We start from the raw sequence: 25,666 nt of genomic DNA on the forward strand, positions 1-25,666 counted from the left end.
TGAAATGATTTCGTTAACCAAGGCGGAACCTTTGAGGGGCCGGGCGATTTCATGTTCATGACCGATCAGATGTCCAGATTGCGTCCGGTTTTCGCGTGGGCAGCGCTCGGCGTGCTGCTTGCGGCCGGTGTTGCACAGTCGGCGACGGCCCTGAGAGAGAGCGGCTCCATACAGCCGCCCGACGCCAGGACCGCGCAGCAGATGTTCGCCGACGCGCCCGACGGCGTCGACCCGATCGTCACCGGCCCGGTCAGCGCCGCCTTCAAGCAGCGCCAGAAGGACGCCAATTGCGACACCGCGGTTTGGCCGAAAATTCCGCGGGCCTGCTATCCGGATTGATCTGCCGCCGCGTATAACGCGGCAAACGTAGCGGTCCTTCGCGCCCCTCTGGCGGACATCTCCCCCGCTTGGGAGGAGATTAGCTGTCGCGTCGGCTTTCGCCAATCTCCAGCGCTGAAGGACTAGCGGCAGCGGCGGAGCTGCCAATCTCCCCCCTTGCGCGGGAGATGTCCGGCAGGACAGAGGGGGCGCCCCGCGCCGCCCTTACGCGGACCGCACCGGATCGAGCGTCACCTTGTAAAGCTCGTTGTCGTCGCGATCCATCAGCCGCACGGTGAGCTGTTCGGTCGCGCCCGAAATATCGACCAGGCCGAAGAACTGCAGCCCGGCCGACGGCGGCAGGTTCTGGCCCTGCTCGGCGGTCGGCGCCTTGATGAATTTCAACTCCGGCCCGAAGGTCATGTCGAGGTCGTTGGGGCCGAAGGTGCCGGCATGGATCGGGCCGGAGACGAATTCCCAGAACGGATTGAAATCCTGGAACTGCGCCTTGTCGGGGTTGTAGTAATGCGCCGCGGTGTAGTGCACGTCGGCGGTCAGCCACACCGTGTTGGTGATGCCGGCATTCTTGATGAAGCGCAGCACATCGGCGAATTCGAGCTCGCGGCCCTTCGGCGCGCCATTGTCGTTATTGCTGACGGCCTCGAAACCGACCTTCTTGGCCGCGTCGTCCCAGACGACGAGGCTGAGCGGCATGTCGGCGGCGATGATCTTCCAGGTCGCCCGTGAGTTGGCCAGCTCGCGCTTAAGCCACTTGGACTGCTCCTCGCCGATCATGCGCGACTTCGGCGTCAGCGTCTCCTCCATGTCGGGGCCGTTCGGGCCGCGATAGGAGCGCATGTCGAGGAAGAACACGTCGAGCAGCGGACCGTGGGAAATCTTGCGGTAGACGCGGCCGGGCTCCGACGGCTCGTAACGGATGGTCGTCATCTCATGGAAGGCGCGCGCCGCGCGGGCCGCCAGCACATGGATGGACTTTTCGGTGTAGCGATTGTCGGCGGTCAGATTCTTCGAATCCGACCAGTTGTTGAGCACCTCGTGGTCGTCCCACTGGTAGAAGGTCGGGCAGATGGCGGAGAGGCCAAGCACATGCTTGTCCATCATGTTGTATTTCCACTGGTCGCGATATTCGTCCAGCGTCTCGGCGACCTTGCGCTTGCCGTCGAGCATGACGACGTTCTTCCACTTGCCGCCGCCGGGCAGGTCGACCTCGTCCTTCAAGGCGCCGTCGGCATAGATGGTGTCGCCCGAATGCAGGAAGAAGTCCGGCGTGTGCTTGGCGATGGTGGAATAGGTCTTCATGCCGGTCTCGTCGATGCCCCAGCCCTGGCCGGCGGTGTCGCCCGACCAGGCGAAGCGCACGTCACGCTTCGAGGACGGCGCGGTGCGGAAGCGGCCGACGATCGGCTCGGAGACAGCGTTGATGTCGGACAGGTCGGCAGCCACCATGCGGTAGAAGATGTCCTGATCGGAAGCGAGGTCGGTGAGCAGGCGCTTGACCGTGTAGTCGCTGGCCGGCGAGGTATCGAGCGGCGCCAGCCGCGTCGCATTGGCGAAGCTTTCGGTCGTCGACACTTCATACATCACGCGCGCCGGACGGTCCGTGCGCGTCCACACCATGCCGGAGGTGGCGTCCACGTCGCCCGACTGGACGCCATGCGTGAAGGCCGGACGCTGGCTGGCGCGGGAATAGTATGGCAGCGCGAGTCCGGAGGCGCCGACAAGGCCGAAGGCGCTGGCCGAGGTGACGAAAGCGCGGCGAGTCAACGAAAGCTTGTTCATGGCTGTCTCCGGATGGCGTTGAACGGGACCGCCAAGCTCTCGCCTCAATGTTTCAGGCGTGTCTCGGAACCATGAAGTTTTGATAACAGTGAACAGTCTGGACTTTCTCTTCTGCCCTCGCGGAGAAGGGAAAAACTGCGCCGGGAGGCATGTCGAGATTCGGGTCAGGACGAGCCGAAAACGGCGGTCTCCGAGAACCGGAGCGGAGCGTACTTAAAGTACGTGAGCACCGGAAGCGCAGGAGACTGCTGTTTGCAGGCCGGCCTCACCCGAATCTCGACATGCCTCAAGCCGCCTGCGCCTCCGGCTCGAAAGCCGGCCTGTCGGTGTTGATCAGCAACGAGATGCATGCCGCCGCAATACCGGTCATGCCGGCAATCAGGAACGCCAGCTCGTAATTGCCCTGCAGCTCGCGCATCGTGCCGCCGAAGGCGGCCGCCGCCGCGGCGCCCACCTGGTGGCCGGCGACGATCCAGCCGAACACGATGGGTCCGCTGCGATCGCCGAACGCCTCGTTGGCAAGCCTCAGCGTCGGCGGCACGGTGGCGATCCAGTCGAGCCCGTAGAGCACGGCGAAGATGACCAAGCTGGTCGCCGAGAAGCCGGAATAAGGCAGGTAGATCAGCGACAGCCCGCGCACCGCGTAATAGACGCCGAGGAGCTTGCGCGGATCGAAGCGGTCGGTGAGCCAGCCGGACAGCGTCGTGCCGATCAGGTCGAAGATGCCCATCATCGACAGCAGTCCGGCAGCCTGCACCTCGCCGATGCCCATGTCGCCGCAGAAGGCGATGAGATGCGTGCCGACGAGGCCGTTGGTAGTGAAGCCGCAAACGAAGAAGGTGGCGAACAGATACCAGAACACCCGGGTGCCGGCAGCCCGGCGCAGCGTGTTCAGCGTATGCGCCAGGAAATTGCCCTGCGACGCGGGCGACACCGGCGGCACGTCGTCGGCATCGGCGCCGTAGCGCACCTGGCCGATCGAGGCGGGGCGCTCGGGCACCAGCAGCAGGACGAACGGGATCAGGGCCGCCGTCGCGATCGCCACGGCGATCGCCACCGGCTTCCAGCCGCCGCTCTGCGCCAGTGAGGCGATCACCGGCAGGAAGATAAGCATGCCGGTGGCGCTGGAGGCCGACATCAGCCCCATCATCAGGCCGCGATTGGTCTTGAACCAGCGGTTGACGATGGTGGCGCCCAGCACGCTCGCCACCGCGCCCGAACCGATGCCGGAAAACACGCCCCAGGTGAGGAAGAGATGCCAGGGCTCAGTCATCAACAGGCTGAGCGCGGTCGATCCCGACATCACCAGCAGCGCGCCGAGCAGCGTGCGGCGCAGCCCGATGCGCTCCATCAGCGCCGCGGCGAACGGACCGGTGAGGCCATAGAGCAGGATGCCGACGCTGGCGGCCCAGGAGGTCACGTCGCGACGCCAGCCGAAGCTCTCTTCCAGCGGAACCATCATCACCGAGGGCGCAGAACGAAGCCCGGCCGCGATCAACAGGCAGAAGAAGATGACGGCAACGACGACGAAAGCGTAGCGCTGGCCAAACGGACGGGACTGAGCTATCATGTTACTGACCGGTACGTTGCAATGGGGTGATGCCCTACATACGTACCGGTCAGTAACATTGTCAAGCGAGTTGTTTGCATGCCATCGGACAATAAAATTGATGCGTCATTGGGCGGAGCTCCGGCGCCGAAGGCTGCGGACAAAATCCTGGACGTCGCGCGCGACCTTTTTTATCGCGAGGGCATCCGGGCGATCGGCGTCGACGAGATCGTCAAGCGCGCCGGCGTCACCAAGCCGAGCCTTTATCGCAGCTTCCCGTCCAAGGACGAGCTCGCCGCGTCCTATCTGCGCAAATACGACCTCGAATTCTGGGAACGCTTCGACGAGGCCGTCGATGCCCATCCGGGCAATCCGCGCGCGCAGATCATCGCTTTCCTGACCCGGGTCGGCAAACGCACGCAGAAACCGGATTATCGCGGTTGCGGCATGACCAACGCTGCGGTGGAATATCCCGAGCGCGGGCATCCCGCGCGGGTGGTGAGCGAGAACAACAAAGTGGAGCTGCGCCGGCGCCTGCGCGGCATGGCCGCCGCGATGGGCGCCGCCGATTCCGATACGCTGGGCGACGGCCTGCTGCTCCTCATCGAAGGCGCCTATATCAGCGGCCAGCTGTTTGGCCTGGGCGGACCGGCGGCCGCCGTCGCGCGCAACGCCGACCTCCTGATCGAAGCCAGCTTGAAGAAATAGCAATTGACGCTACGCTTTCGGCAACTCGAACGGAGTTGTCAGCCATGCGTGTTCTTCCAATCCCGCTTGCTTTCGCCGCTCTCTGCCAGACGGCCCAAGCCGGCGAGATCTCCAGCGCCTACACCGATCTCGACTGGAAGAAGGACTGCGTCACCTATGCGCAGGCCGCGGAAGGCGACGGCGACTGGGCGAGCCTCGTCTGCTCCGGCTATCGCGGCTACCCGGTGCTGATCGGCTATGACGACGCGCGCGAATCCGTCTATTATGGCTTCCCATCCGAGGACATGACCGCGGTCTGGGAGAGCTTCACCGCCTTCAACGGCTCGGGCCCGAAGGTCGAGTGGCGCATCGAGACCAATGGCGATGTCGCCATTCCCTTCGCCGCCATCCACCGCCGCTCGATCAGCGACCCGCAGGACGAGAAGAAATCGACTGACGTGCTGGTCGTCGCCAAGGTGGCGCAGCCGGAAGAGCATCGGGGCTGCACCGTCGGCCTGGTTTTGGCCACCGGCAACCCGCAGGCCAACGACCAGGCGCGCAAGCTTGCCGATGAGAAGGCGAAGACCTTCGCCTGCGGCAAGGACAAGCGCGAAGTGATCGGCGACGTGCCCGCTTTCGGCCGGGTGGACAACTAACCGCGACCGGGCTTCCTCAGCCTTCGCCGGCCTCCAGATGCCGGCTAAGCATTAGCCGCAAGTCCTCCAGCACGCCGTCGCGCAGCCGCTTCTCGCCGGTCAGCGTCAGCGGAATGCGCATCAGCTGCGGCACGATCACCGCCAGCCTTTCGGCCTGTCCCACCGGCAGCGGCGGATCGGCGGCGGCGAACAGCGTCGCGATCTGGCTGCGACGGTGCCCTCGCATGGCGCGCCGCCAGCCGTCGTCACCCGGCAGGTCGAGCAGCGCCGAGTAGGCCGGATGTCCGGCCATGAAGGTCCCAAGCCGCGCGAACAGCCGGTCGGCGATCGCCGCCGCGCTCATCCCTTGCGTCCGGTCGCGCAGGTCATCGAGCTCGGCCGAAAGCGCTTCCGCGTTCTGGGCGAGGATTGCCTGCGCCACCGCCTGCTTGGTCGGGAAGAAGAGATAGAGCGTGCCGATGGCGGCGCCCGCCTTGGCGGCGATCTCGGTCATGGTCGTCGCGTCGAAACCCTTCTCGACGAACAGCTCCGAGGCCGCCGCCATCAGCGCGGCGACGCGGTCACGGCCTCTTTTTTGCTTCGGCGCGCGCGGCTGCGGCACAGTTGCGCTTGATTTTTCCGAGGCCATCCTCATATTTCAAACCTGAAACTATCCTCATATATAGCCTGCCGGCCCTCGACGCGCCAGCGGCGCCGGATCTGAACGCCATGACCACCGCAAGACAGGACCGCCCAAAGAGCCACAAATGGATGGTTCTGAGCAACACCACGCTCGGCATGCTGGCCGCAGCCATCAATGGCTCGATCCTTTTGATAAGCCTGCCGGCGGTGTTTCGCGGCATCGGCCTCAAGGCGCTCGACCCCGGCAACATCAATTACCTGCTCTGGGCGATCATCGGCTACATGATCGCCACCGCCGTGCTGGTCGTCGCCTTCGGCCGGCTGGGCGATCAGTTCGGCCGGGCGAAGATGTACAATCTGGGCTTCGCCATCTTCACCGCCGCCTCCATCGCGCTCAGCCTGCTGCCGGGACAAGGCGATTTCGCCGCCATGTACCTGATCGGCGTCCGCATCGTCCAGGGCATCGGCGGCGCGCTGATCATGGCCAATTCCACGGCGCTGCTCACCGACGCCTTCCCCGAGAACGAACGCGGCTTCGCGCTCGGCATCAATGTCGTGGCGGCGATCGGCGGCCAGTTCATCGGCCTTTTGATCGGCGGACTGCTCGCCGACACCGACTGGCGGCTGGTGTTCTGGATCAACGTGCCGTTCGGGCTTGTCGGCACCATCTGGGCCTATCTCAAGCTGCACGACGCGCCGAACCGCTCCAGCCACACAATCGATTGGCTGGGCAATGTCAGCTTCGGCCTCGGCCTGGTCATGATCCTCACCGCCATCACCTATGGCCTGCAGCCCTATGGCGACCAGGTGATGGCCTGGACCAGCCCGAAAGTGCTGACCTTGTTTGCCATCGGCATTGTCTCGCTGATCGCCTTCGTGATCATCGAAAACCGTGTCGCCAAGCCGATGCTCGACCTGTCGCTGTTCCGCATTCCGGGCTTCGCCTATGGCAACATCGCCAACCTCGCCTCCGGCATCGCCCGTGGCGGCCTGCAATTCATGCTGATCGTCTGGCTGCAGGGCATCTGGCTGCCGCTGCACGGCTATTCCTTCGAGCAGACCCCGCTCTGGTCGGCGATCTTCATGCTGCCGCTCACAATCGGCTTCCTGATCGCCGGGCCGATCTCGGGCTATTTCTCCGACCGCATCGGCGGCGTGCCTTTCGCCGTTGGCGGCATGGTCGCGGGCGCGGCCAGCTTCGTCGCGCTGATGCTGCTGCCGGCCGACTTCTCCTACACGGCATTCGCCGGGCTGCTCTTTCTCAACGGCCTCGGCTCCGGCCTGTTCGTGGCGCCGAACTCGACGCAGATCATGAATTCGGTGCCGGCGCGCGAGCGCGGCCAGGCTTCGGGCATGCGCGCCACCACCACCAACGCCGGACAGGTGCTGTCGATCGGCCTGTTCTTCAGCCTGATGCTGGCCGGCCTCGCCGCCAGCTTGCCGGCGACGATGGAAGCCGGCCTTCTGGCGCAACACGTGCCGGAGGCGATCGCACACCAGATCGCCAACATGCCGCCGGTCGCCAGCCTGTTCGCCGCCTTCCTCGGCTACAACCCGATGGGCGAACTGATCCCGGCCGACGTGCTCCACGCTTTGCCGCCGGCCAACGCCGCGACACTGACCGGCAATCAGTTCTTCCCCGAGCTGATGTCGGGGCCGTTCAAGCACGGGCTGGTCTTCGCCTTCACCTTTTCGGCGATCCTCTATCTGGGCGCCGCCTTCGCCTCCTGGCGCGGCGGCCGCGGCGCCGAGGCGGAGTTTTCAGAGAACCTGGCCGCCGAGGCAGCAAGTCGACGCTAAACGGCCAAGCGTTAGGCCAGCGCTGCATCGGGTTCCCATTCGGGTCGCTGCCGAGTAAACCCTTGCGCGATTGCAGCCGGTCTCGGGAGGTTCCGCTTGTCCAGTTTTGTCAGCGTCGCGAACGAAAACGGCGTGGCGGTGGTCACCATCGACAACCCGCCGGTCAATGCGCTGAGTTTTCACGTCCGTAAGCCGCTCCACGAGGCGCTCGCCGCTTTGCGCGACGATCCCGCCGCAAGCGCGATCGTCATCGCCTGCGCCGGGCGCACCTTTGTCGCCGGCGCCGACATCACCGAATTCGGCAAGCCGATCCAGCAGCCGGAACTGCGCGCCATCATCGCCTTGCTTGAAACCATCGCCAAGCCAACGGTCGCCGCGATCCACGGCACCGCGCTCGGCGGTGGGCTGGAGCTGGCATTGGGCTGTCATTTCCGCGTCGCCGATCGCGACGCCAAACTTGGCCTGCCCGAAGTGAAGCTCGGCCTTTTGCCGGGCGGCGGCGGCACCGTGCGACTGCCACGCCTTGTGGGTGCTGTGAAAGCGCTCGGCATGATCGTTTCCGGAACGCCGATTTCGGCCGACGAAGCCAAGGCCACCGGATTGGTGGATGCGGCTTTCGATGGCGATCTGCTTGTTCAGGCCATTCGTTTCGCCAACGAAATGGTGGAGCGGGGCGAACCGTTCGCGCCGGTGCGCGACCGCGACGACCGCCTTGCCGGGACCGATCTCGCCGCCTTCGACGCCCAGAGGGCGGAACTGGCCAGGAAGGCCCGCGGGCTTGAAGCGCCGCTTGCCTGCGCCGAAGCCGTGCGCAACGCGATCACCTTGCCGTTCGACGAGGCGCTTGCGGCCGAGCGGCAGCTCTTCCTGAAACTCGTTTCCGGCGACCAGTCGCGGGCGCAGCGGTATCTGTTCTTCGCCGAGCGCGAGGCGGCCAAGATTCCCGGCAAGGACCTGCGGAAGCGCCGGATCGAACGCGTCGGCATTATCGGCGCCGGCACGATGGGCGGCGGCATCGCCATGGCTTTCGCCAATGGCGGTCTTCCGGTGACTTTGGTCGAGACCAGCGAGGAAGCGCTGCGACGCGGGCTGGCGACGATCGACAAGAACTACGCCGTTTCGGTCAGCCGCGGTTCGTTGACAGACGCGGCCAAGCAGAATCGGCTCGGACTGTTCAAGGGCAGCACCGACTATGCCGATCTCGCCGATTGCGATCTGATCATCGAGGCCGTGTTCGAGGACATGGCGGTGAAGAAAGAGGTGTTCGGCAGGCTTGACGCCATCGCCAAGCCCGGCGCCATCCTCGCCACCAACACCTCCTATCTCGACGTGAACGAAATTGCCGCCTCGACCTCGCGTCCAGGGGACGTGCTCGGCATGCATTTCTTTTCGCCGGCAAACGTCATGAAGCTCTTGGAGATCGTGCGGGCCGAAAAGACCGCGCCCGACGTGCTGGCGACGGTCCCCGATCTCGCCCGGCGCATCGGCAAGGTGGCGGTCGTCGTCGGTGTCTGCCACGGTTTTGTCGGCAACCGCATGCTCGCCGCGCGCGGCGCGGAGAACGAGGCGCTGTTGCTCGAAGGTGCAACGCCCGCCCAGGTCGACAAGGCGTTCACCGATTTCGGCTGGCCGATGGGACCGTTCCAGATGGGCGATCTCGCCGGCCTCGACATCGGCTGGCGCAACCGCAAGGCGCGCGGCCAGACGGCGGTGATCGCCGATACGCTTTGCGAGCAGGGCCATTTCGGCCAGAAGACCGGTCGCGGGTGGTATCGCTATGAGGCTGGCGCGCGTGAGCCGATCGCCGACCCCGACGTCGCGGCGTTGATCCGTGCCAAGGCGGAAGAACTGGGCATAGCGCGGCGCCAGATCGGCGCCGACGAGATCATCGAGCGCACACTTTACCCGCTGGTCAACGAAGGCGCGACGATCCTCGAGGAAGGCATCGCCGCGCGGGCGTCCGATATCGATGTCGTGTGGGTCAACGGCTACGGCTTCCCGATCGGCAAGGGCGGACCGATGTTCTGGGCCGGACTTGAAGGCGCGGCGAAGATCGTCGAGCGCTTGGAGCATTGGCATGGGCGGACCGGCAGGGCGATCTTCGAGCCGGCGCCGGTGCTGAGAAAGTTTGCCGAGACGGGATCGTGGGAAGGTGCGGGCGGCGCCCCATAACGTCGTCATTCCAGGGCGGAGCGAAGCGTAGACCCGAGGATGACGAACGCCGAGGCGGCACACCAAATTTGACCATGTGGACAAATCTCAACCACCGTTCCATAGTCTCTCGTCTGACATTTTTTTGAACGGCCGGCTCGACACGGCTGTCGAACAGAGGGGCACTTCAATGGAAAACGAACGTAGCAAAACGCAGCGCGCCGGCCTGTCGCGGCGCAACATGCTGGAACTCGGCGCGCTCGGCCTTGCGGCGGCGGCACTGCCCGGCGCGGCCTTCGCCAAGGATAAGAAGCTGAAGGTGGCGGCGATCTTCGCCACGCCGATCGAGGAGCCGTGGGATAATCAGATCCATGTCGCCCTGCAGAAGGCCGAGAAGGAACTGGGCATCGAGTACAAATGGTCGGAAAAGGTGCAAACCGCCGACTTCAGCCGCGTGATGCGCGAATATGCGCAGGGCGGCTACCAGCTGGTGCTGGGCGACGCTTTCGCCGCCGAGCGTGAATCGCGCCGCACGGCAAAACAATTCCCGAAGACGGCTTGGCTGTTCGGCTCGGGTGCTGGGCCCGCCGAGCCGAATTTCGGCGTCTTCGACAATTGGATCCACGAACCCGCCTATCTCTCCGGCATGATCGCCGGAAAAACGTCGAAGTCAGGCACGGTCGGCGCCGTCGCGGCCATGGGCATTCCGGAAGTGAACCGGCTGGTCAACGCCTTCTTCGCCGGCGCCAAGGAGGTCAACCCGAACATCAAGAAGAAGGTCGCCTTCATCGGCTCCTTCTTCGATCCGCCCAAGGCTAAGGAAGCGGCCGTGGCGCAGATCGATGCCGGCGTCGACGTCATCTATGCCGAGCGTTTCGGCGTCATCGAGGCGGCTGTCGAGAAGAAGATTTTTGCCATCTCCAACATGTCCGACCAGTCGAGCCTCGGGCCGGATACGGTCATCACCGGCCCGGTGTGGGACATGTACCCGACGGTCGAGCAGGCGATCAAGCTGGTCAAGGCCGGCGTCTTCACCGCGCAGGACTATGGCGATTTCTCGCGCATGGCCAAGGGCGGCTCGTATCTGGCGCCCTTCCACAAATTCGACAAGACGCTGCCCGCCGACGTCAAGGACCTGGTCGAGAAGAAGAAGGCCGAGATCCTCGAAGGCAATTTCCGCGTCGACGTCGACGAGAACACGCCGGTTTCGGATTGACGCCTGGTTGAGGGGCGGCGCTAGGCACCCTCTCTGTCCTGCCGGACATCTCCCCTCGAGCGGGGAGATTGGCAGTTCCCTCGACGGCGCTCGATCTTTCAACATTGAAAGTTGGCGAAGGCCGCCGTGACATCTGATCTTCCCCGTGAGGGGAAGATTGCCGGCCGGCCAGAGAGAGGGTGTAGCGCTGCCCTCCATGGTTGGCCGGATCGCAAATCCAGGGAGCACCCTTGTCCGCCCCACTCATCGAAATGCGCGGCATCACCAAGCGCTTCGGCGCCGTCAAGGCGAACGAGGCCGTCGATCTCAGCGTCGCGCCGGGCGAGATCCTTGGGCTGCTCGGCGAGAACGGCGCCGGTAAGACGACGCTGATGAACGTGCTATTCGGCGCCTATGCGCCGGAAGCCGGCGAGATCCTGGTCGAAGGCAAGCCCGTCGCCATCCACAATTCGGCCGATGCGCTCGCCGCCGGCATCGGCATGGTGCACCAGCATTTCCACCTCGCGCCGCGGCTGACGGTGCTGGAAAACCTCCTGATCGGCATTCGCGGCAAGTCCGGCCGCATCGACCGTGGCGGCGGACTGGCGCGGCTACAGGAGATCGGCCGCCAGCATGGCTTGAGCCTCGATCCGAACCTACCTGTCTCGGCGCTGTCGGTCGGCGAGCAGCAGCGGCTGGAGATCATCAAGGCGCTGTTTCGCGGCGCCAGGCTTTTGATCCTCGACGAACCGACGGCGGTGCTGGCGCCTTCTGAGGTCGACGGCCTGTTCGCCGCCCTGCGCTCGATGGCGGCGCAAGGGCTCGGCATCATCTTCATCTCGCACAAGCTGAATGAAGTTCGCGCCCTCACCCATCGCTGCGTGGTGCTGCGCCACGGCAAGGTCGCCGGCAGCATCGACCGTCCGGCGCAAACGACCTCGGCCGAGATGGCGAAGCTGATGTGCGGCCACGAAATCGTGCCGCCGGTCAAGGAGGCTTCGACGCCCGGCGCTTCCGTGCTGACGCTCGACGGCATTTCCACCGCCGGCCATGCCGGGACGCCGTTGCGCGACGTCTCGCTTTTCATTCGCGCGGGCGAGATCCTGGGCATCGCCGGCGTCTCCGGCAACGGCCAGCGGGCGCTTGCCGACGTCATTTCCGGCATGCTGGCGCCCAAGGCCGGAGCGATGACGATAGCCGGCAAAACGGTTGCGCAGTTTTCGCCGCGCGAGCTGCAGGCGCTCGGCCTCGGCCGCATACCGGAAGACCGGATGACGACCGGCCTCGTCACCAACCTCCCACTCGCCGATTCCATGGTGCTGCCGCGCATCGGCACCGAGGCATTCAGCCGCAGGGGGCTGCTCGATCCGGCCGCGATCCGTGCCTTCGCCGAAGCGCAGATCAAGGCCTACGATATTCGCTGCCCCGGCCCGATGGTGCGCGCCGGCGCGCTGTCGGGCGGCAATCTGCAGAAGGCGCTGCTGGCCCGCGAACTCGCCTTCGACCCGAAGGTGCTGATCGTCTCACAGCCGACGCGCGGGCTCGATATCGGCGCCGCCCGCTTCATCCACGAGAAGTTCCTGGCCATGCGCGCCAAGGGCTGCGGCATCATCGTCATCGGCGAGGATCTGGAGGAATTGCTGATGCTCTCGGATCGCATCGCGGTGATGTATGAGGGCCGCATCGCAGGCACGCTTCCCAGCGCGGATGCCACCGTCGCAAGGCTCGGCCTGATGATGACCGGCGCAGGGCACACCGAGGAGGCGGCCTGATGTTTCGCCTCGAAGCCCGCGCCTCGACACCCGCCTGGTTCAATCTCGCGCTGCCGCTCTTGGCCATCGCCGCGACGCTCATCCTGTGCAGCGGCCTGATTGCCATCGCCGGCGCCGGCGTGGTCGAAGCCTATGGCGTGATGCTGTCCGCCTCGCTCGGCGACAGCTACGCCCTCACGGAAACCCTGGTGCGCGCCGCACCCATGATCTTCACCGGCCTTGCGGTGGCCATCGCCTTCCGCGCCAAATTCTGGAACATCGGCGCCGAAGGTCAATTGCTCGCCGGCGCGGTGGCAAGCTGCTTCGTCGGCGCTATCCCGATGCCGGGCTATCTCGCCATGCTGTTGATGGCGCTGGCGGGGGCCGCGGCAGGCGCGCTCGTCGCGCTGGTCCCCGCCACTTTGCGCGTAAAATTCAAGGTCGACGACGTGGTGAGCTCGCTGCTGCTCAACTCGGTCATCTATTACGCGCTGATGGCGCTGATCGAGGGACCGTGGAAGGACACGTTCAGCGGCTACCCGATCTCGCCGCCGATCGAGGACGCGGCCAATTTCCCGGTGCTGATCGAAGGCACGCGCCTGCATCTCGGCGTCGTCGTGGCGTTGATCGCCGCACCGCTTTGCTGGTTCCTGATCGCGCGCACCACGCTCGGCTTCCGCATCCGCGTCACCGGCGAGAACCCGGAAGCCGCCCGCTATGGCGGCATCAACGTGCAGCGCGTGCTCATCTCCACCGCGCTGCTGTCCGGCGCGCTGGCCGGGCTCGCCGGCGTTGGCGAGGTCGGCGGCGTGCACTTCCAGGTGATGAGCGACATTTCGCCGGGCTATGGCTATTCCGGCATCGTCGTCGCGATGCTCGCCCGGCTCAACCCGCTCGGCGTGGTGCCGGCGGCGATTTTCCTGGCCGCAGTCATGACCGGCGCCGAGGCGATGTCGCGCGCGACCGGCGTGCCGGCCTTCCTCAGCGACGTCATCCAGGGCACGGCGCTGCTTGCCATGCTGGTGGCGCTGCTCTTCACCGCCTACCGCATCCGCCGCGTGGGAGCGCAAACATGAGCGCGGTGTTCGAGCAGATTTTCCAGGTCGGCTTCCTTGCCGCCATCATCCGCATCGCCACGCCGCTCGCTTTCGCCACGCTCGGCGAAATGTTTTCCGAGCGCGCCGGCGTGCTCAATCTCGGCATCGAGGGCATCATGCTGCTCTCAGCGATGGCGGGCTTCACAGCCGCCAGCCTGAGCGGCAGCCTGTGGCTGGGCGTGCTTGTCGCGGTGTTGACCGGCATGCTGATGGGCGCGCTGCATGCGCTGTTCACGGTGGCACTGGGCCTCAGCCAGCATGTCTGCGGCATCGGCGTGACATTGTTCTCATCCGGCCTCGCCTATTTCCTCTACCGCCTGATCTTCGGCCAGCAATCGGTGCCGCCGAGCGTTACCGGCTTCAAGCCGGTGGCTATCCCGCTGCTCTCGGACATTCCGATTCTAGGCCCGGCCGTGTTCAACCAGTTCACGCTCGTTTATCTCGCCATCATCGCCGTCCCGCTCGCTGCCTTCGTGCTCTACCGCACGCCATGGGGGCTTTCCGTGCGCATGGTCGGCGAGAACCCTCGTGCGGCGGACTCGGCCGGCGTCAGCGTGATCGCCACACGCTTTCAGGCGGTGATCCTCGGCGGCGCGCTGATGGGCCTTGCCGGCGCCTTCCTCACCATGGCGCAGTTCAACGCCTTCACCTTCGGCGTCGTATCCGGACGAGGCTGGGTGGCGATCGCGCTGGTGGTGTTCGGCCGCTGGGACCCATGGCGCTCGGCGGGCGCCGCACTGCTCTTCGCCTTCGTCGACGCGCTGCAGCTCAGGATGCAAGCGAGCGGCCTCGGCCACGTCCCTTATGAAGCGTTCCTGATGCTGCCCTTCATTTTCACCATCGTCGCCATGGCTTTCATGTCGCGCAACGCGGTCGCGCCTTCGGCGCTGCTGAAGCCGTTCCGACGGGAGGAGCGTTAGACGAGCAGGCGTCCTTTTCTCTCCCTCCGGAGTGGGAGAGGTGGCGTTGCGAAGCAGCGACGGAGTGGGGGAACCGCCTTGCAACCGCCGCCAACGAATATTGAAATGGGCCCAGGCGTAAGAGTATTTCGGCACCGCGCCAAGGGTCGACCCCCACTCCGTCGAGCTACGCTCGACACCTCTGCCCCGATCGACGGGGGAGAGGAAGGCGCCAAGCTGGCCTCAAATCGCCGTGAACGCGTTGTCGACAAACAGATGCGCGCCGTTGACGAAGCTCGACTCGTCGCTCGCCAAGAACAGCGCGGCCTTCGCCACTTCCTCCGGCTCGCCGATGCGGCCCTGCTGCGCGGCCATCGCCGCGTCCGAGACGTCGACGCCGAGCTTGCCGAGATCGGCCACCTCGCGCAAGCCATGCGGCGTGCGAATGAAGCCGGGACAGACGGCGTTGCAGCGGATGTTGCGGTCGCGGAATTCCACCGCGATCGCCCGCGCGAACATGTGGCAGGCGCCCTTGGTCGTGTCGTAGAGCACTTCGTTCGGCGTTGCCGCCACGGCCGAGATCGACGAGGTGCAGACGATCGAGCCGCCGCCTGCGGCGATCATGCCGGGCAGCACCGCGCGCGTCATCAGGAACATCGAGCGCACATTGACGGCATGCAGCCAGTCCCATTCTTGCAGCGTCGTTTCCAGGAACGGTTTGATGACGATGGTGCCGGCATGGTTGAACAGCACCGTGACCGGGCCGAGCTTTTCCGTCGCCGCCTTCACCGCCGCTTCGACCTGCGCTTCGTCTGAAACGTCGGCCACGAAATGCTCCGCGACATGGCCCCGCGCCCGGATCGCCGCGGCGGTCTTGCTGGCCGCCTCGCCATTGCGGTCGATGATCGCCACCTTGGCGCCTTCGGCGGCAAACAATTCCGAAGCCGCCCCGCCCATGCCCGTCGCGCCGCCGGAAACGATGGCAACCTTGCCCGCCAGCCTTCCACCCATTCTTATTGCTCCTTCAGTGCCGCCCATATTGGCCCAAGCGATGCTATCCGTCATGCGCGAGGCGGCCAAGACCGTTCGAGCGATTGGATATTGTACCTGTGAACGCCGCGAAAACGGCCGATTTTCAACCGTTCGGCCAGATTGCCTGTGTTCCGATATCGGCCACACTGCCTGCGCTGCGAGTATGGAAAACCACGATCCGTCCTCTTTTAAAAAATTCATTCCAGGAATCGCTCGAAAATAACAATCGACAAAGTCTACTAACTTTATAGATTAATGGTCGTGACGGAGGTCGATATGTCCTATATCCAGAACGCCCAGGCCGCCCGCAAGGGGCAAAGGCTGACTGCCGATCAGAGCTGGAGGCCTGCCTATGGCGGCACCTTCGCCTATCTCGTCTTCGCGCTTGCATTCGTGTTCACCGGCGCGGTGATCCTGGGGCTGATCCCCTGATCCAGGGCGGGCCGAGACCCGCCGTCAAACAATCTGAGTCGAGTAATCGGAGTGGAAAACTGGCCGGGCGCCAGGGCGTCGTCGCGCGCCAACGTCTCGGATTTGGTTAGTAGGCTTTGAAGCGGGGCAAGCCAACGTGATGGAGGAGATGGCAATGCCGATCGAGTTCACGCATGTTCCAGGCAAGCCTGCCAATGGCAGCTTCTTCTACGACTTCGCCGAAACCGCGACCAGATTGTCGCTGATCGAGGACGCCGGTTTCCGCAGGCTGGTGGTCGACGATCCGGCCGGACTGCTCACCAATATGGACATCGCCGCGCAGACGCTCGACCGCACCGGCTCGCTCGAAGTCGTCTTGACGCATTGGGCCGGCGTGATCGAGCCGACCGTGGCGGCAAGGCAGCTCGCGGCGCTCGATCGAAAAAGCGGCGGCCGCCTGTCGCTTCGCATGCTGAGCGAGCCGCTGGAAGACAGCGATGCCGAGGCCCGGCCCGTTGGCCACAGCGTGGTGTGGCAGCGCATCGACGAATATCTGGTGCTGTTGAAGCGCCTGTGGTCGAACGACAGGCCCTTCGACCATGAAGGCGCCTTCTACAGCGTCCGCGGCGGCTTCGTGCCGCGCAAGGGGCCGCATGGCGCCGACCTTGCCATCCGTCTCGGCGGGCAGTCCGGCACGGCCTTGAAGGTCGCCGGAAAGCACGCCGACGTCTTCGAGCTGGCCGCCGGTTCGCCAGACGAGGTCGCGCAATTGATGCAGCGCGTGCGCGGCGCCGCGGCGGAACATGGCCGCGCCGGCAGGCTGCGCTTCGCGCTGCCTGTCCGCATTCGCCCGCACGGCTGGACAGGCACTCCGGATCACAAGGCGGTCGAGCTTGCCGGGCCGCCGGCGCGGATCGCCCTGGCGCTGCTGCCCTACGCGGCGCTTGGCATCGAGGAATTCATGATCGGCGGCATCGACCGCCCAAGCGACATCGCCCGTATCGGACGCGAGACGATCACGCTGGTCGCGAATTCGCTGGCGCGGCGCGAGGTGGAGGTTCCGCAACCGGGATGCTTGCGTCCCAGACCTTCCCTGAGATCCACCTTCGCTAACGCCGGCCTTCCTACGGCTGGGATGAGCAATCCAGGCCGTCCATGACGTAATCCGCGAACAGGAAATCACGGATGCCGGCGATCCGGCCGTTCTCCCAATCGATGAGGATGAAGTAGCGCGGCGGCCTCTCTGGACGGTCCGGGCTGGTGACCAGGATGGCGGGCCGGCCTTCGACAAGGCCGGTCGTGAAATGCCAATGCGTTTCGTCGGCATAGCGGCCGAAATAGTTGCCGACATATTCCTTGCCGTCGGCGCGCAAGCGGTTGACCAGCTCGAGCTTCACGTCCTCGGCCAGCAGGCCGCGCAAGGCATCGAAGTCCCTGGCGTTGAAGGCGGCCACATAGCCGCCGAGGCGTCGCATGTCCTGCGGGTCGAGCGCCGGGCGGGGCGGCGCGATGCGCGGCGCGGCCGCCAGCTTGCGCAGGCTCTCGCGGCCCCGCTGCAGTGCGCCCTTGACCGCCGTATCGGAGGTTTCGAGGATTTCGCCGATCTCCTCGAGGCTGTGGCCGAGCACATCCTTCAGCACGACCGTGCACCTTTGCGCCGGCGGCAGTTGCATCAGCTCGGCTAGGCTCGCCTCGGCGGCCATGCGCGCATCCAGCACCGAATTCTCGTCGGCGATCATGTCGAGCTCGACCTCGCTTTCGCGCCCTCGCAAGCGGGTCCGCTTGCGCAGGAAATCGAGCGCCGCGTTGTGCGCGATACGAAACAGCCAGGGCTCGGTCTTGTCGGGCATGTCGCCATTCCTGATCGCCACGAAGCCTTTGGCCAAAGCTTCCTGGACGATGTCTTCGCCATCGATGACCGATCCGACCATGCGCGAGGCGTAGCGGTGCAACTTGGCCCTCAGGCCGGCGGCATCGCGCTCGAAGGCGCGAAGCCTGGTTTCGGTCGCCGCAACGGACTGATCCTGCGAACCGGTCACGCAACCTCCTAGTCTTCGGTCCCGCCCGTATGGGAATAGGTCGTGTGACCCATCATGCTCTCGCCGGCGGCCAGCTCGATGATGCTCCTCATGTAATCGGAGAAGCGGGGATCGCCGCGGAAGGCGGCGATGTCCTCCGCCGAACGCCATTGCGAGATATTGGCGACCTTGCTGCCGTCGCCGCCGACGACCACCGACGACGACAGCGAGCCCGGCTGCTTGCTGAAGAAGGTTCGCGTTCCTTCGGCAAGCGTGTTGGCGAGTTCCTGCTGCTTGCCCGGCTTGGCGGTGAAGACGTTGATCAGGGTCACTGTGGTCGACATGGCTTGGCTCCGTTTGTCCTGATGGCGGAGGCCGTCGCGGCTCTCGCACCCGTTACGACCCTCAAGACGAAGCCAAAACCGAAAACGGAACGATGGGGCGAAAAAATTTCGATGAAACCACGAAATCCTCAGCGCATTGCGCCCGCGAGTTGCCGTAACGCGGCAATGACTGCCGCCGAATCCGCCAGCGCGCCGAAGACGCCGTCCTCGACCGTCACCATATGCAGCGCTGCTTCGTGAGCGTACTGGTCGCCGCTGGCGCAGGCGTCCGAAATCGTCAGGCACTGGAAGTTGCGGTCGCAGGCCTCGCGCAATGTGGTGTGCACGCAGACATCCGTCGTGCAGCCGGTGAACAGGAGATGCGTGATGCCGCGCGCCCGCAAAACGAGCTCCAGATCCGTATAGGTGAAGGCGCTGTTGCAGGTCTTGTCGATGATGAGGTCCTGCGGCGCCACGTCGATGTCGGCGGAGATCTGGAAGCCCGGGCCGGAACGCAGCAGGACGTCGGTGCCGTCGAGGCCAGCCCGCTTGCGGCGCCATTTTTCGTAAGGCGTCATGTCGGCCATGTCGGCGCGATAGCCTTGCCTGGTGTGGATGATGGTTAGGCCGGCGGTTCGAGCGGCTTCGATCAGCCGGTTGACCGCCGGCAGGATGGCTCTCAGCGGCGATGGATCGTAGCCTTTCCTGGCGAAATAGCCCGTCGGCGACAGGAAATCCTCCTGCAGGTCGATCACCAGCAGCGCCGTATGCTGCGGCTCCAGCCTGCCGTCATAGGGAAAGTCGAAGGGTATCGCCTTGATCATCGGCCGCCTGCCTTGGTTGTTGTGCGCGCATCGTGCCCAGCAACTGCCTTGCCGTCCAGACCTTGCAGCGTGCCGAACCGATATCGGGGAACGCGTTGCAATTGTTGATAATCGCAATCATCTTTATAGTTGACTTGCAAAGTCATGTTTCATAGTCAACCGGCATCGGCCGCATGGCACCTGCCTTGGATGGCGGCCGCTGCGTTGGAGGCAGATGTTGGCCGGAGCGGGGACAGGCTTTCATGTCGACGCCGTGCGCTTCGCCGTCGGCGGACGCACGCTGCTCGGTCCAGTTTCGCTCGAGCTGCGCCGTTCGCGCGTCTACCGCCTTGTCGGCCACAACGGCTCGGACAAGTCCACCCTGCCAGCCGATCGGATATGTGCAATGATGAAGCGAGGACGAGCCTTGTCCCGAAACGGTCTTTTCGCGGCGCTGGCCGCGTCCCTCATTCTTTCGGCCGGCCTCGCCAAGGCGCAGGAACAGCCGGCGGCGCCCGCCGTGCTGGCTCCCCTCGGGCAGGCTCCGGCAGCGCAAGCACCGGTCGCTCCGGCCCTGCAAATGCCGGCGGCGCGGGCGGCCGTCGCCACGCCCGTGGAACCGGGCATCCAGCCGGCCCCGAACAGCGCCACAGGCGAAGAGCGCTCCATCTCGCTGGCGCTGCCGCATGACCTTTCGCCCTGGGGCATGTTCATGAATGCCGACATCGTCGTGAAGGCGGTGATGGTCGGACTGGCCTTCGCTTCCCTGGTCACCTGGACCATCTGGCTCGCCAAGTCGCTGGAGGTGTTCGGCGGCAAGCTGAGCGCCCGCCGCGCCGCCGCCGCGATCGGCAACGCCGCGACGCTGATGCAAGCCGGCCGCGCGCTTGGCCACAGCGGCGGCCCGGCCGCGCTTCTGGTGCGGGCGGCGGAAGAAGAAAGGACGCTTTCGGCCGGCGCGCTCGACCATGCCTCCGGCGATGGCCTGAAGGAACGCGTCGCCTCCAGGCTTGCGCGCATCGAGGCGGCGGCGGCCCGGCGCATGTCGCGCGGCACCGGCCTGCTCGCCACCATCGGTTCGACGGCGCCCTTCGTGGGCCTGTTCGGCACCGTCTGGGGCATCATGAACGCCTTCATCGGCATCTCGCGGGCGCAGACCACCAATCTGGCGGTCGTGGCGCCCGGCATCGCCGAGGCGCTGCTTGCGACCGCCATGGGCCTTGTCGCGGCCATTCCGGCGGTCGTCATCTACAACGTCTTCGCGCGCTCGATAGCCGGCTACAGGCAGATCCTGGCCGACGCCTCAGCCGGCGTCGAGCGGCTGGTGAGCCGCGACCTCGATTTCCGCACAGTGCCGCCGGCAACCGCCATGGCGGCGGAGTAACGGCGATGGCGGCGCGGATTCGCGAGACTGCCGGCGACGATCTCGAGGAAAGCCACGACATCAACGTCACGCCATTCATCGACGTCATCCTGGTGCTGTTGATCATCTTCATGGTCGCGGCGCCGCTCGCCACCGTCGACGTCAATGTCGACCTGCCCGGATCGACGGCAACGCCGGCGCCGCGACCCGAGACACCGCTGTTCTTGACTTTGAAAACCGATCTCACGCTGGCGATCGGCAATGACAGCGTGCCCCGTCCGGCCTTTGCCGGCGTGCTCGACAGCCGCACCAAGGGCGACAAGCAGACACGCATCTTCCTGCGCGCCGACAAGACGGTCGACTATGGCGACCTGATGGAAGTCATGAACCTGCTGCGCCGCGCCGGCTATCTCAAGGTCGCGCTGGTCGGCCTCGAAACAGCTGACGATGCCGGCGGGCGGGCCGTGCCCGAAATGCCTGCGGCCGGCGCGAACCTCGTCCCGGCGCCGGGCGGAAACTCGGCGCCATGACGGTCGCCGCCCGCTCCCGGATTTCCCAGCCGCGCTTCGGCGCGCCTGAGGCCGGCCTGTGGACGAGCGCCGCCGCGATCATTCTGGCCGCCCATGTGGCGGTCGCCTATGCGGTGCAGAACCTGAGTTTCGCCGAGATGCAGGATGGTGGTCCGCCGCCGGCGCTGGCGGTCGAGATGGCACCGCTGGCGATCGCGCCCGCCGTGCCGGAAGAGGCGGCGATGCTGGACATGGTGACACCGGAGCCGCCCGATGCGGCGGACACGGAAAAGCCTGTCGGCGTAAAACCGGCAACCGACCCGGTGCCGGCTGTGGAACAGGCCGAGCCCGTGGCCGAACAGCCATCCGATGCCGACGATACGCAAGAAGCCGAGCAGGCCGCGCTGGCGGAACAGGCCATTGCCGCGCTGAGCGAGCAGAAGCCGCTGGACGAGGTCGTGCCGGACCCTGTCGAGGCGATCGCCCCGGACGTCGTCATTCCGCCGCCGCAACCGAAACTGGTGGAAGCACAAGTGAGGGTGCAAAAGCCGGCCGAACCCAGGAAGAAGGCCGAGAAGAAACCGGTCGGAAAATCGAAGGAACGGGTCAGGAAGGAAAGGGCGCCTCCACCCAAGGCGACAACTACCGCCAGCATCGACGCCAAGGCGGCGGCGAAGGCGGCCGCGCCCCTGTCCTCGAATGCGGCGCCGCGCTCGAGCGTCAGCCCGTCGCGCTGGAATTCCAGCCTGGCGGCATGGATCAGGCGGCACACCCGCTATCCGAGCGCGGCGCGCTCCAGGCGGGCCGAGGGCACGCCGAGCGTGACCTTCACGGTCGACACCTCCGGCAGGGTGGTCTCGGCCCGACTGGCGCGATCCTCGGGCGACGGCGATCTCGACCGCGCGGCCCTCGGCGCCTTGCAGGGCGCCTCGGTGCCGGCGCCGCCGGCGGAGCTCGGCGCGCGCGTCACCCGCACTGCGCCCTTCGTGTTCAGCCTGCGGGACTAGATGGCCGTTCGACTTTCAGGCTTGACTGACGGGCGGTACGGAATAGGGTAGCCCGCGAAAATACCGGCTTTGGTCGCCGGGCGGCAAGAATGCCTCGTATGCCTCGCCCATCCGGCGCTGGCTGCGGGGCTTTTTCATTTTTGGGGCCTTGCTTGAAACGACGTATCGAGATCGGCATCCTCTATTCCCGGTCAGGGAGCTACCAGCTCGTCTCCGACGCCTGCCGGCTGGGGGCGATGCGGGCGATCGCCGACATCAACGCCGATCGCGCGCAAGGCATCGAACTCGTCCCGGTCGAGCGCGATCCGCAAAGCAATGCCGACCGCTACGCGACGCTCTGCGAAGACATCTTCCGCACCAGCAGCGCCCGCCATGTCGTCGGCTGCATCACCTCCTGGAGCCGCAAGGAGACGATTCCCGTGCTGGAGAAGGCGGGCGGCATGCTCTGGTACGCCTGCCCGTATGAAGGCTTCGAGGCCAACGAGCATGTCGTCTACATGCATGCCTGCCCGAACCAGCATCTGGTGCCGCTGATGGCTCATGTCGCGCCGCGTTTCGGCGCCAACGGCTTCCTGCTCGGCTCGAACTACATATGGGGCTGGGAGATGAACCGCGTCGCGCGCGACCTGATCGCCGACGCCGGCGGCAAGGTGCTCGGCGAACGCTATCTGCGCATCGGCGAGACCGACGTTTCGCGCCTGATCGACGAAATCCGCGTCACGCGGCCGAATTTCATCCTCAACAACCTGATCGGCACCTCGTCCTATTCTTTCCTCGCCGCCTATCGCGACCTGGGACGCGAGGATGCGGCCTTCAAGCCTGGCACCTGCCCGGTGATTTCGTGCAATCTCACCGAGGGCGAGCTGCCGGCGATCGGCGAAACGGGCAAGGGCCATCTGTCGGCCGGACCCTATTTCGCGCCGCGCCCGGCTGCCTTCGCCTCGTCCTTCGAAGCCTCCGCCTATGCCTCGGTGCAGGTGATGGCGGACGTGCTTGCCGGCAACCCGGACGCCGGCCCGGCGGAATTCTCGAAAGCTTTCGCCGAGCGCCGCTTCTCGACCCGCCTCGGGCCGATCGCCATCGATCCGCACACCCAGCATGCGACTCTGCCGGTGATCATCGGGCGTATTGCCGACGGCTTCTTCGAGGTGGTCAGCCGCGAGGAAGAGGTGGGGCCCGATCCCTATCTTTCGCGCTACGATCCGGCCAAGGTCTTCGGCCGTCCGCGGCTCAGGGTGGTGTCGTGAGCCGCGCCGCGCGCATCCCCAATCTCGGCGGCGCCAAGGCGTTCGTGCTGCATCGTCCGCACACCACGGTGCAGGCGATCACCAGGCAGTTGTCGGCGATCGGCCTCGCGGCGGTCGAGTGCTGGCCGCATCTGCCGGCGGAGTCGCTCGCGGCGGATTTCGTGTTCTTCGACGCCGACCTTGGCTTCGACGAGCAGTTCCCGTGGAAGCCCGGCGAGGCGCCGATGCCGCTGGTGGCGCTGATCGGCTCGGAGGCGCCGGGCCGCATCGAATGGGCGCTGTCGCACAAGGCCGATGCGCAATTGCTGAAACCTGTCGGGACCGCTGGCGTCTACAGCGCGCTGCTCATCGCCCGGCAGAGTTTCGAGGCGCGCAGGCAGCTTGCCGGCGAGATCGCGTCGCTGCGCCAGCGCGTCGGCGAGCGCCAGACCATCGTGCGCGCGGTCGCGGCATTGTCGAAAGGCGGCGACGACGACCGCGCCTACGCGCAGCTCAGATCGCTGGCGATGAACTGGCAGATCAGCGTCGAGGAAGCGGCCCGGCGCATCGTGGCGATGACGGAAGCGGAGGGCGGCGATGACCAATCCCATCGCGCCTGACCTTTCGGCGGGCCGGATGCCGGCAAAGCCGCGCGCCGGCGTCTGGCGCCGGCTGGTCAGGCGGCCGCTGGCGCTGCTCGGGCTGTTCATTATCGCCATCGTGCTTGCCGGCGCCATCCTCGCGCCATGGCTGACCGGCTACGATCCCAACGAGCAGATGTTCGACGGCCTGACGCTCGAAGGCTCGCCTTTGCCGCCGAACGCCAAGTTCTGGCTGGGCACCGACCTGCTCGGCCGCGACCTGTTGACCCGCATCCTGTTCGGCGCCCGCACCTCGCTGATCATCGGCATCGTCGCCAACGGCGTGGCGCTTCTGATCGGCACGCTGGTTGGCGTCACGGCGGGTTATTTCCGCGGCTGGATCGGCAGCGCGCTGATGCGCTTCACCGACCTGATGATGGCCTTTCCCGCGCTGCTTTTAGCCATTTGCCTGGCGGCGGTGTTCGAGCCGAGCCTCTGGATCGTCGCCATGGTGATCGCGCTGGTCAACTGGGTGCAGACCGCGCGCGTCATCTACACCGAAACCTCGTCGCTCTCCGAACGCGAGTTCATCGATGCCGAGCGCACGATAGGGGCGAGCGCGCCGCGTATCCTCATCCGCCACATCCTGCCGCATCTCCTGCCGACCATCATCGTCTGGGGCACGCTTGGCATCTCGACCACGGTGCTGCTCGAAGCCACGCTCAGCTATCTCGGCATCGGCGTGCAGCCGCCGACGGCATCGTGGGGCAACATCATCTTCGAGAACCAGACCTATTTCCAGGCGGCGCCCTGGCTGGTGTTCTTCCCGGGCGCCGCGATCCTGGCGCTCGCGCTGGCCTTCAACCTGATCGGCGACGCGCTGCGCGACATCCTCGACCCGACGCAGAGGGGCCGGGAATAATGGGGGACCGGTCATGATCGCCTATCTCGGCCGCCGGCTCATCCAGTCGCTGCTCATCCTGCTCGGCGTCTCGCTGATCACCTTCGCGCTGCTCTATCTTTTGCCGGCCGATCCGGTGCGCCAGATCGCCGGGCGCAGCGCCACCCCCGAAACGGTGGAGAACATCCGACGCCAGCTCGGACTCGACCAGCCCTTCATCGTCCAGTACTGGCACTATCTCACGAGGCTCGTCAGTGGCGATCTCGGCCGCTCCTACATCCAGCGCTCGGAAGTCACCGAACTCATCGTCTCGCGGCTGCCGGCCAGCCTGCTGCTGATGGTCGGCGCCATCCTGAGCGAGCTGGCCATCGGCCTCACCATGGGGCTGATCGCCGCCGTCAGGCGCGGCACCGCCACCGACCAGACCTTGATGGTCGCCTCCTTCGTCGGCGTCTCGGCGCCGCAATTCGTCGTCGGCCTTTTGCTGCTCTACGTCTTCGCCGTCAGGCTCGGCTGGTTCCCGATCGGCGGCTACGGCAGTTGGCGCCACCTCGTGCTGCCGTCGCTGACCATGGGCATACTCGGCGCCGGCTGGTACGCGCGCATGATGCGCTCGTCGATGATCGACGTGCTGCGCCAGGACTATATGCGAACCGCTCGCGCCAAGGGGCTGGCACGCGGCGCCATCCTGTTTCGTCACGCGCTGCCCAACGCCATCCTGCCGGTCGTCGCCATGATCGGCATCGACGTCGGCATCTTCATGGGCGGCATCGTGGTGGTCGAAAGCGTGTTCGGCTGGCCCGGCATCGGCCAGTTGGCCTGGCAGGCCATCCAGCGTGTCGACGTCCCGATCATCATGGGCGTCACCCTGGTCTCGGCCTTCGCCATCGTGCTCGGCAACCTTCTCGCCGACATCATCGCCCCCTTCATCGACCCCCGGATTAAACTCAGATGAAAATGAAAACCGA

The 25,666-nt window shown here is 65.7% G+C and carries 25 protein-coding genes; 18 read left to right on the top strand and 7 right to left on the bottom strand.

Annotated features, from left to right (window positions below; genetic code table 11):
* Positions 1 to 57 precede the first annotated feature (57 nt).
* Entirely contained in the window at positions 58 to 339 is a 282-nt protein-coding gene (locus FJW10_RS23055; RefSeq protein ID WP_140832727.1) for a hypothetical protein, read from the top strand.
* A gap of 204 nt (positions 340 to 543) precedes the next feature.
* Here the strand turns inward: FJW10_RS23055 and FJW10_RS23060 are convergent, their stop codons facing one another.
* Both FJW10_RS23060 and FJW10_RS23065 read right to left on the bottom strand, forming a co-directional pair.
* Positions 544 to 2,118, bottom strand: a complete 1,575-nt coding sequence (locus tag FJW10_RS23060) for an alkaline phosphatase (RefSeq protein ID WP_140901759.1) — start codon at positions 2,116 to 2,118, stop codon at positions 544 to 546.
* A 286-nt stretch (positions 2,119 to 2,404) separates the two neighbouring features.
* Positions 2,405 to 3,688: an MFS transporter gene (locus tag FJW10_RS23065; RefSeq protein ID WP_140832723.1), complete on the bottom strand. Its 1,284-nt coding sequence runs from the start codon at positions 3,686 to 3,688 to the stop codon at positions 2,405 to 2,407.
* 78 nt (positions 3,689 to 3,766) lie between these two features.
* Here FJW10_RS23065 and FJW10_RS23070 point away from each other — a divergent pair, with 78 nt between their 5' ends.
* Together FJW10_RS23070 and FJW10_RS23075 are read left to right on the top strand one after the other, a co-directional pair.
* Positions 3,767 to 4,375 (top strand): TetR/AcrR family transcriptional regulator, encoded by a 609-nt coding sequence (locus FJW10_RS23070; protein ID WP_140901760.1) that lies wholly within the window; start codon positions 3,767 to 3,769, stop codon positions 4,373 to 4,375.
* A 44-nt stretch (positions 4,376 to 4,419) separates the two neighbouring features.
* Positions 4,420 to 5,010: a hypothetical protein gene (locus tag FJW10_RS23075; RefSeq protein WP_140832719.1), complete on the top strand. Its 591-nt coding sequence runs from the start codon at positions 4,420 to 4,422 to the stop codon at positions 5,008 to 5,010.
* Between the two features lie 16 nt (positions 5,011 to 5,026).
* Here FJW10_RS23075 and FJW10_RS23080 read toward each other — a convergent pair whose 3' ends face one another.
* A complete protein-coding gene (locus tag FJW10_RS23080; protein WP_181177632.1) occupies positions 5,027 to 5,554 on the bottom strand; it encodes a TetR/AcrR family transcriptional regulator in 528 nt (175 codons plus the stop codon).
* 164 nt (positions 5,555 to 5,718) lie between these two features.
* Between FJW10_RS23080 and FJW10_RS23085 the strand changes: the two genes are divergently transcribed.
* From FJW10_RS23085 to FJW10_RS23110, 6 genes are all read left to right on the top strand, one after another.
* On the top strand, positions 5,719 to 7,431 hold the full coding sequence (locus tag FJW10_RS23085) for an MFS transporter (RefSeq protein WP_140901762.1): 1,713 nt from the start codon (positions 5,719 to 5,721) through the stop codon (positions 7,429 to 7,431).
* A gap of 96 nt (positions 7,432 to 7,527) precedes the next feature.
* Entirely contained in the window at positions 7,528 to 9,603 is a 2,076-nt protein-coding gene (locus FJW10_RS23090; RefSeq protein ID WP_140901763.1) for a 3-hydroxyacyl-CoA dehydrogenase NAD-binding domain-containing protein, read from the top strand.
* A gap of 169 nt (positions 9,604 to 9,772) precedes the next feature.
* A complete protein-coding gene (locus FJW10_RS23095) occupies positions 9,773 to 10,798 on the top strand; it encodes a BMP family protein (RefSeq protein WP_140901764.1) in 1,026 nt (341 codons plus the stop codon).
* Positions 10,799 to 11,028: 230 nt separating this feature from the next.
* A complete protein-coding gene (locus FJW10_RS23100) occupies positions 11,029 to 12,549 on the top strand; it encodes an ABC transporter ATP-binding protein (protein ID WP_140901765.1) in 1,521 nt (506 codons plus the stop codon).
* Entirely contained in the window at positions 12,549 to 13,604 is a 1,056-nt protein-coding gene (locus FJW10_RS23105; RefSeq protein WP_140901766.1) for an ABC transporter permease, read from the top strand. The genes FJW10_RS23100 and FJW10_RS23105 overlap by 1 nt, the downstream gene beginning before the upstream one ends.
* Positions 13,601 to 14,545 carry an ABC transporter permease gene (locus FJW10_RS23110; protein WP_140901767.1) on the top strand — a complete coding sequence of 315 codons (945 nt, stop codon included), beginning with the start codon at positions 13,601 to 13,603 and terminating at the stop codon, positions 14,543 to 14,545. The genes FJW10_RS23105 and FJW10_RS23110 overlap by 4 nt, the downstream gene beginning before the upstream one ends.
* Positions 14,546 to 14,767: 222 nt before the next feature.
* On the opposite strand, the gene FJW10_RS23115 is transcribed toward FJW10_RS23110, so the two are convergent.
* Positions 14,768 to 15,535, bottom strand: coding sequence for an SDR family oxidoreductase (locus FJW10_RS23115; protein WP_140901768.1), 768 nt, complete (start codon positions 15,533 to 15,535; stop codon positions 14,768 to 14,770).
* Positions 15,536 to 15,832: 297 nt separating this feature from the next.
* On the opposite strand from FJW10_RS23115, the gene FJW10_RS23120 reads away from it, so the two are divergent.
* The gene (locus FJW10_RS23120) at positions 15,833 to 15,988 is read left to right on the top strand and encodes a hypothetical protein (protein WP_140832702.1); all 156 of its coding nucleotides are present in this window, start codon (positions 15,833 to 15,835) and stop codon (positions 15,986 to 15,988) included.
* A gap of 154 nt (positions 15,989 to 16,142) precedes the next feature.
* Positions 16,143 to 17,126 carry an LLM class flavin-dependent oxidoreductase gene (locus tag FJW10_RS23125; protein ID WP_140901769.1) on the top strand — a complete coding sequence of 328 codons (984 nt, stop codon included), beginning with the start codon at positions 16,143 to 16,145 and terminating at the stop codon, positions 17,124 to 17,126.
* Here the strand turns inward: FJW10_RS23125 and FJW10_RS23130 are convergent.
* The 3 genes from FJW10_RS23130 to FJW10_RS23140 form a co-directional block, all read right to left on the bottom strand.
* On the bottom strand, positions 17,092 to 18,006 hold the full coding sequence (locus tag FJW10_RS23130; protein WP_246674352.1) for a sigma-70 family RNA polymerase sigma factor: 915 nt from the start codon (positions 18,004 to 18,006) through the stop codon (positions 17,092 to 17,094). The genes FJW10_RS23125 and FJW10_RS23130 overlap by 35 nt on opposite strands.
* 8 nt (positions 18,007 to 18,014) lie before the next feature.
* On the bottom strand, positions 18,015 to 18,329 hold the full coding sequence (locus FJW10_RS30865) for an antibiotic biosynthesis monooxygenase (RefSeq protein WP_140901771.1): 315 nt from the start codon (positions 18,327 to 18,329) through the stop codon (positions 18,015 to 18,017).
* A gap of 128 nt (positions 18,330 to 18,457) precedes the next feature.
* Positions 18,458 to 19,132: an isochorismatase family cysteine hydrolase gene (locus tag FJW10_RS23140; protein ID WP_140901772.1), complete on the bottom strand. Its 675-nt coding sequence runs from the start codon at positions 19,130 to 19,132 to the stop codon at positions 18,458 to 18,460.
* A gap of 406 nt (positions 19,133 to 19,538) precedes the next feature.
* Between FJW10_RS23140 and exbB the strand changes: the two genes are divergently transcribed.
* The 7 genes from exbB to FJW10_RS23175 all read left to right on the top strand — a co-directional run bounded on the left by exbB (position 19,539) and on the right by FJW10_RS23175 (position 25,653).
* A complete protein-coding gene (gene exbB / locus FJW10_RS23145; protein WP_140901797.1) occupies positions 19,539 to 20,495 on the top strand; it encodes a tonB-system energizer ExbB in 957 nt (318 codons plus the stop codon).
* Between the two features lie 5 nt (positions 20,496 to 20,500).
* Positions 20,501 to 21,004, top strand: a complete 504-nt coding sequence (gene exbD / locus FJW10_RS23150; RefSeq protein WP_140901773.1) for a TonB system transport protein ExbD — start codon at positions 20,501 to 20,503, stop codon at positions 21,002 to 21,004.
* Entirely contained in the window at positions 21,001 to 21,990 is a 990-nt protein-coding gene (locus FJW10_RS23155) for an energy transducer TonB (protein WP_140901774.1), read from the top strand. The genes exbD and FJW10_RS23155 overlap by 4 nt, the downstream gene beginning before the upstream one ends.
* A 152-nt stretch (positions 21,991 to 22,142) precedes the next feature.
* The gene (locus tag FJW10_RS23160; protein WP_140901775.1) at positions 22,143 to 23,237 is read left to right on the top strand and encodes a transporter substrate-binding protein; all 1,095 of its coding nucleotides are present in this window, start codon (positions 22,143 to 22,145) and stop codon (positions 23,235 to 23,237) included.
* Entirely contained in the window at positions 23,234 to 23,836 is a 603-nt protein-coding gene (locus FJW10_RS23165) for an ANTAR domain-containing protein (protein ID WP_140901776.1), read from the top strand. The genes FJW10_RS23160 and FJW10_RS23165 overlap by 4 nt, the downstream gene beginning before the upstream one ends.
* Complete coding sequence (locus FJW10_RS23170) at positions 23,814 to 24,719, top strand: ABC transporter permease (protein WP_140901777.1); 906 nt, start codon at positions 23,814 to 23,816, stop codon at positions 24,717 to 24,719. Before FJW10_RS23165 ends, FJW10_RS23170 begins: the two co-directional genes overlap by 23 nt.
* Before the next feature lie 13 nt (positions 24,720 to 24,732).
* Positions 24,733 to 25,653, top strand: coding sequence for an ABC transporter permease (locus FJW10_RS23175; RefSeq protein ID WP_140901778.1), 921 nt, complete (start codon positions 24,733 to 24,735; stop codon positions 25,651 to 25,653).
* Positions 25,654 to 25,666 lie beyond the last annotated feature (13 nt).

The organism is Mesorhizobium sp. B4-1-1 (assembly GCF_006439375.1).
Lineage (GTDB): Bacteria > Pseudomonadota > Alphaproteobacteria > Rhizobiales > Rhizobiaceae > Mesorhizobium.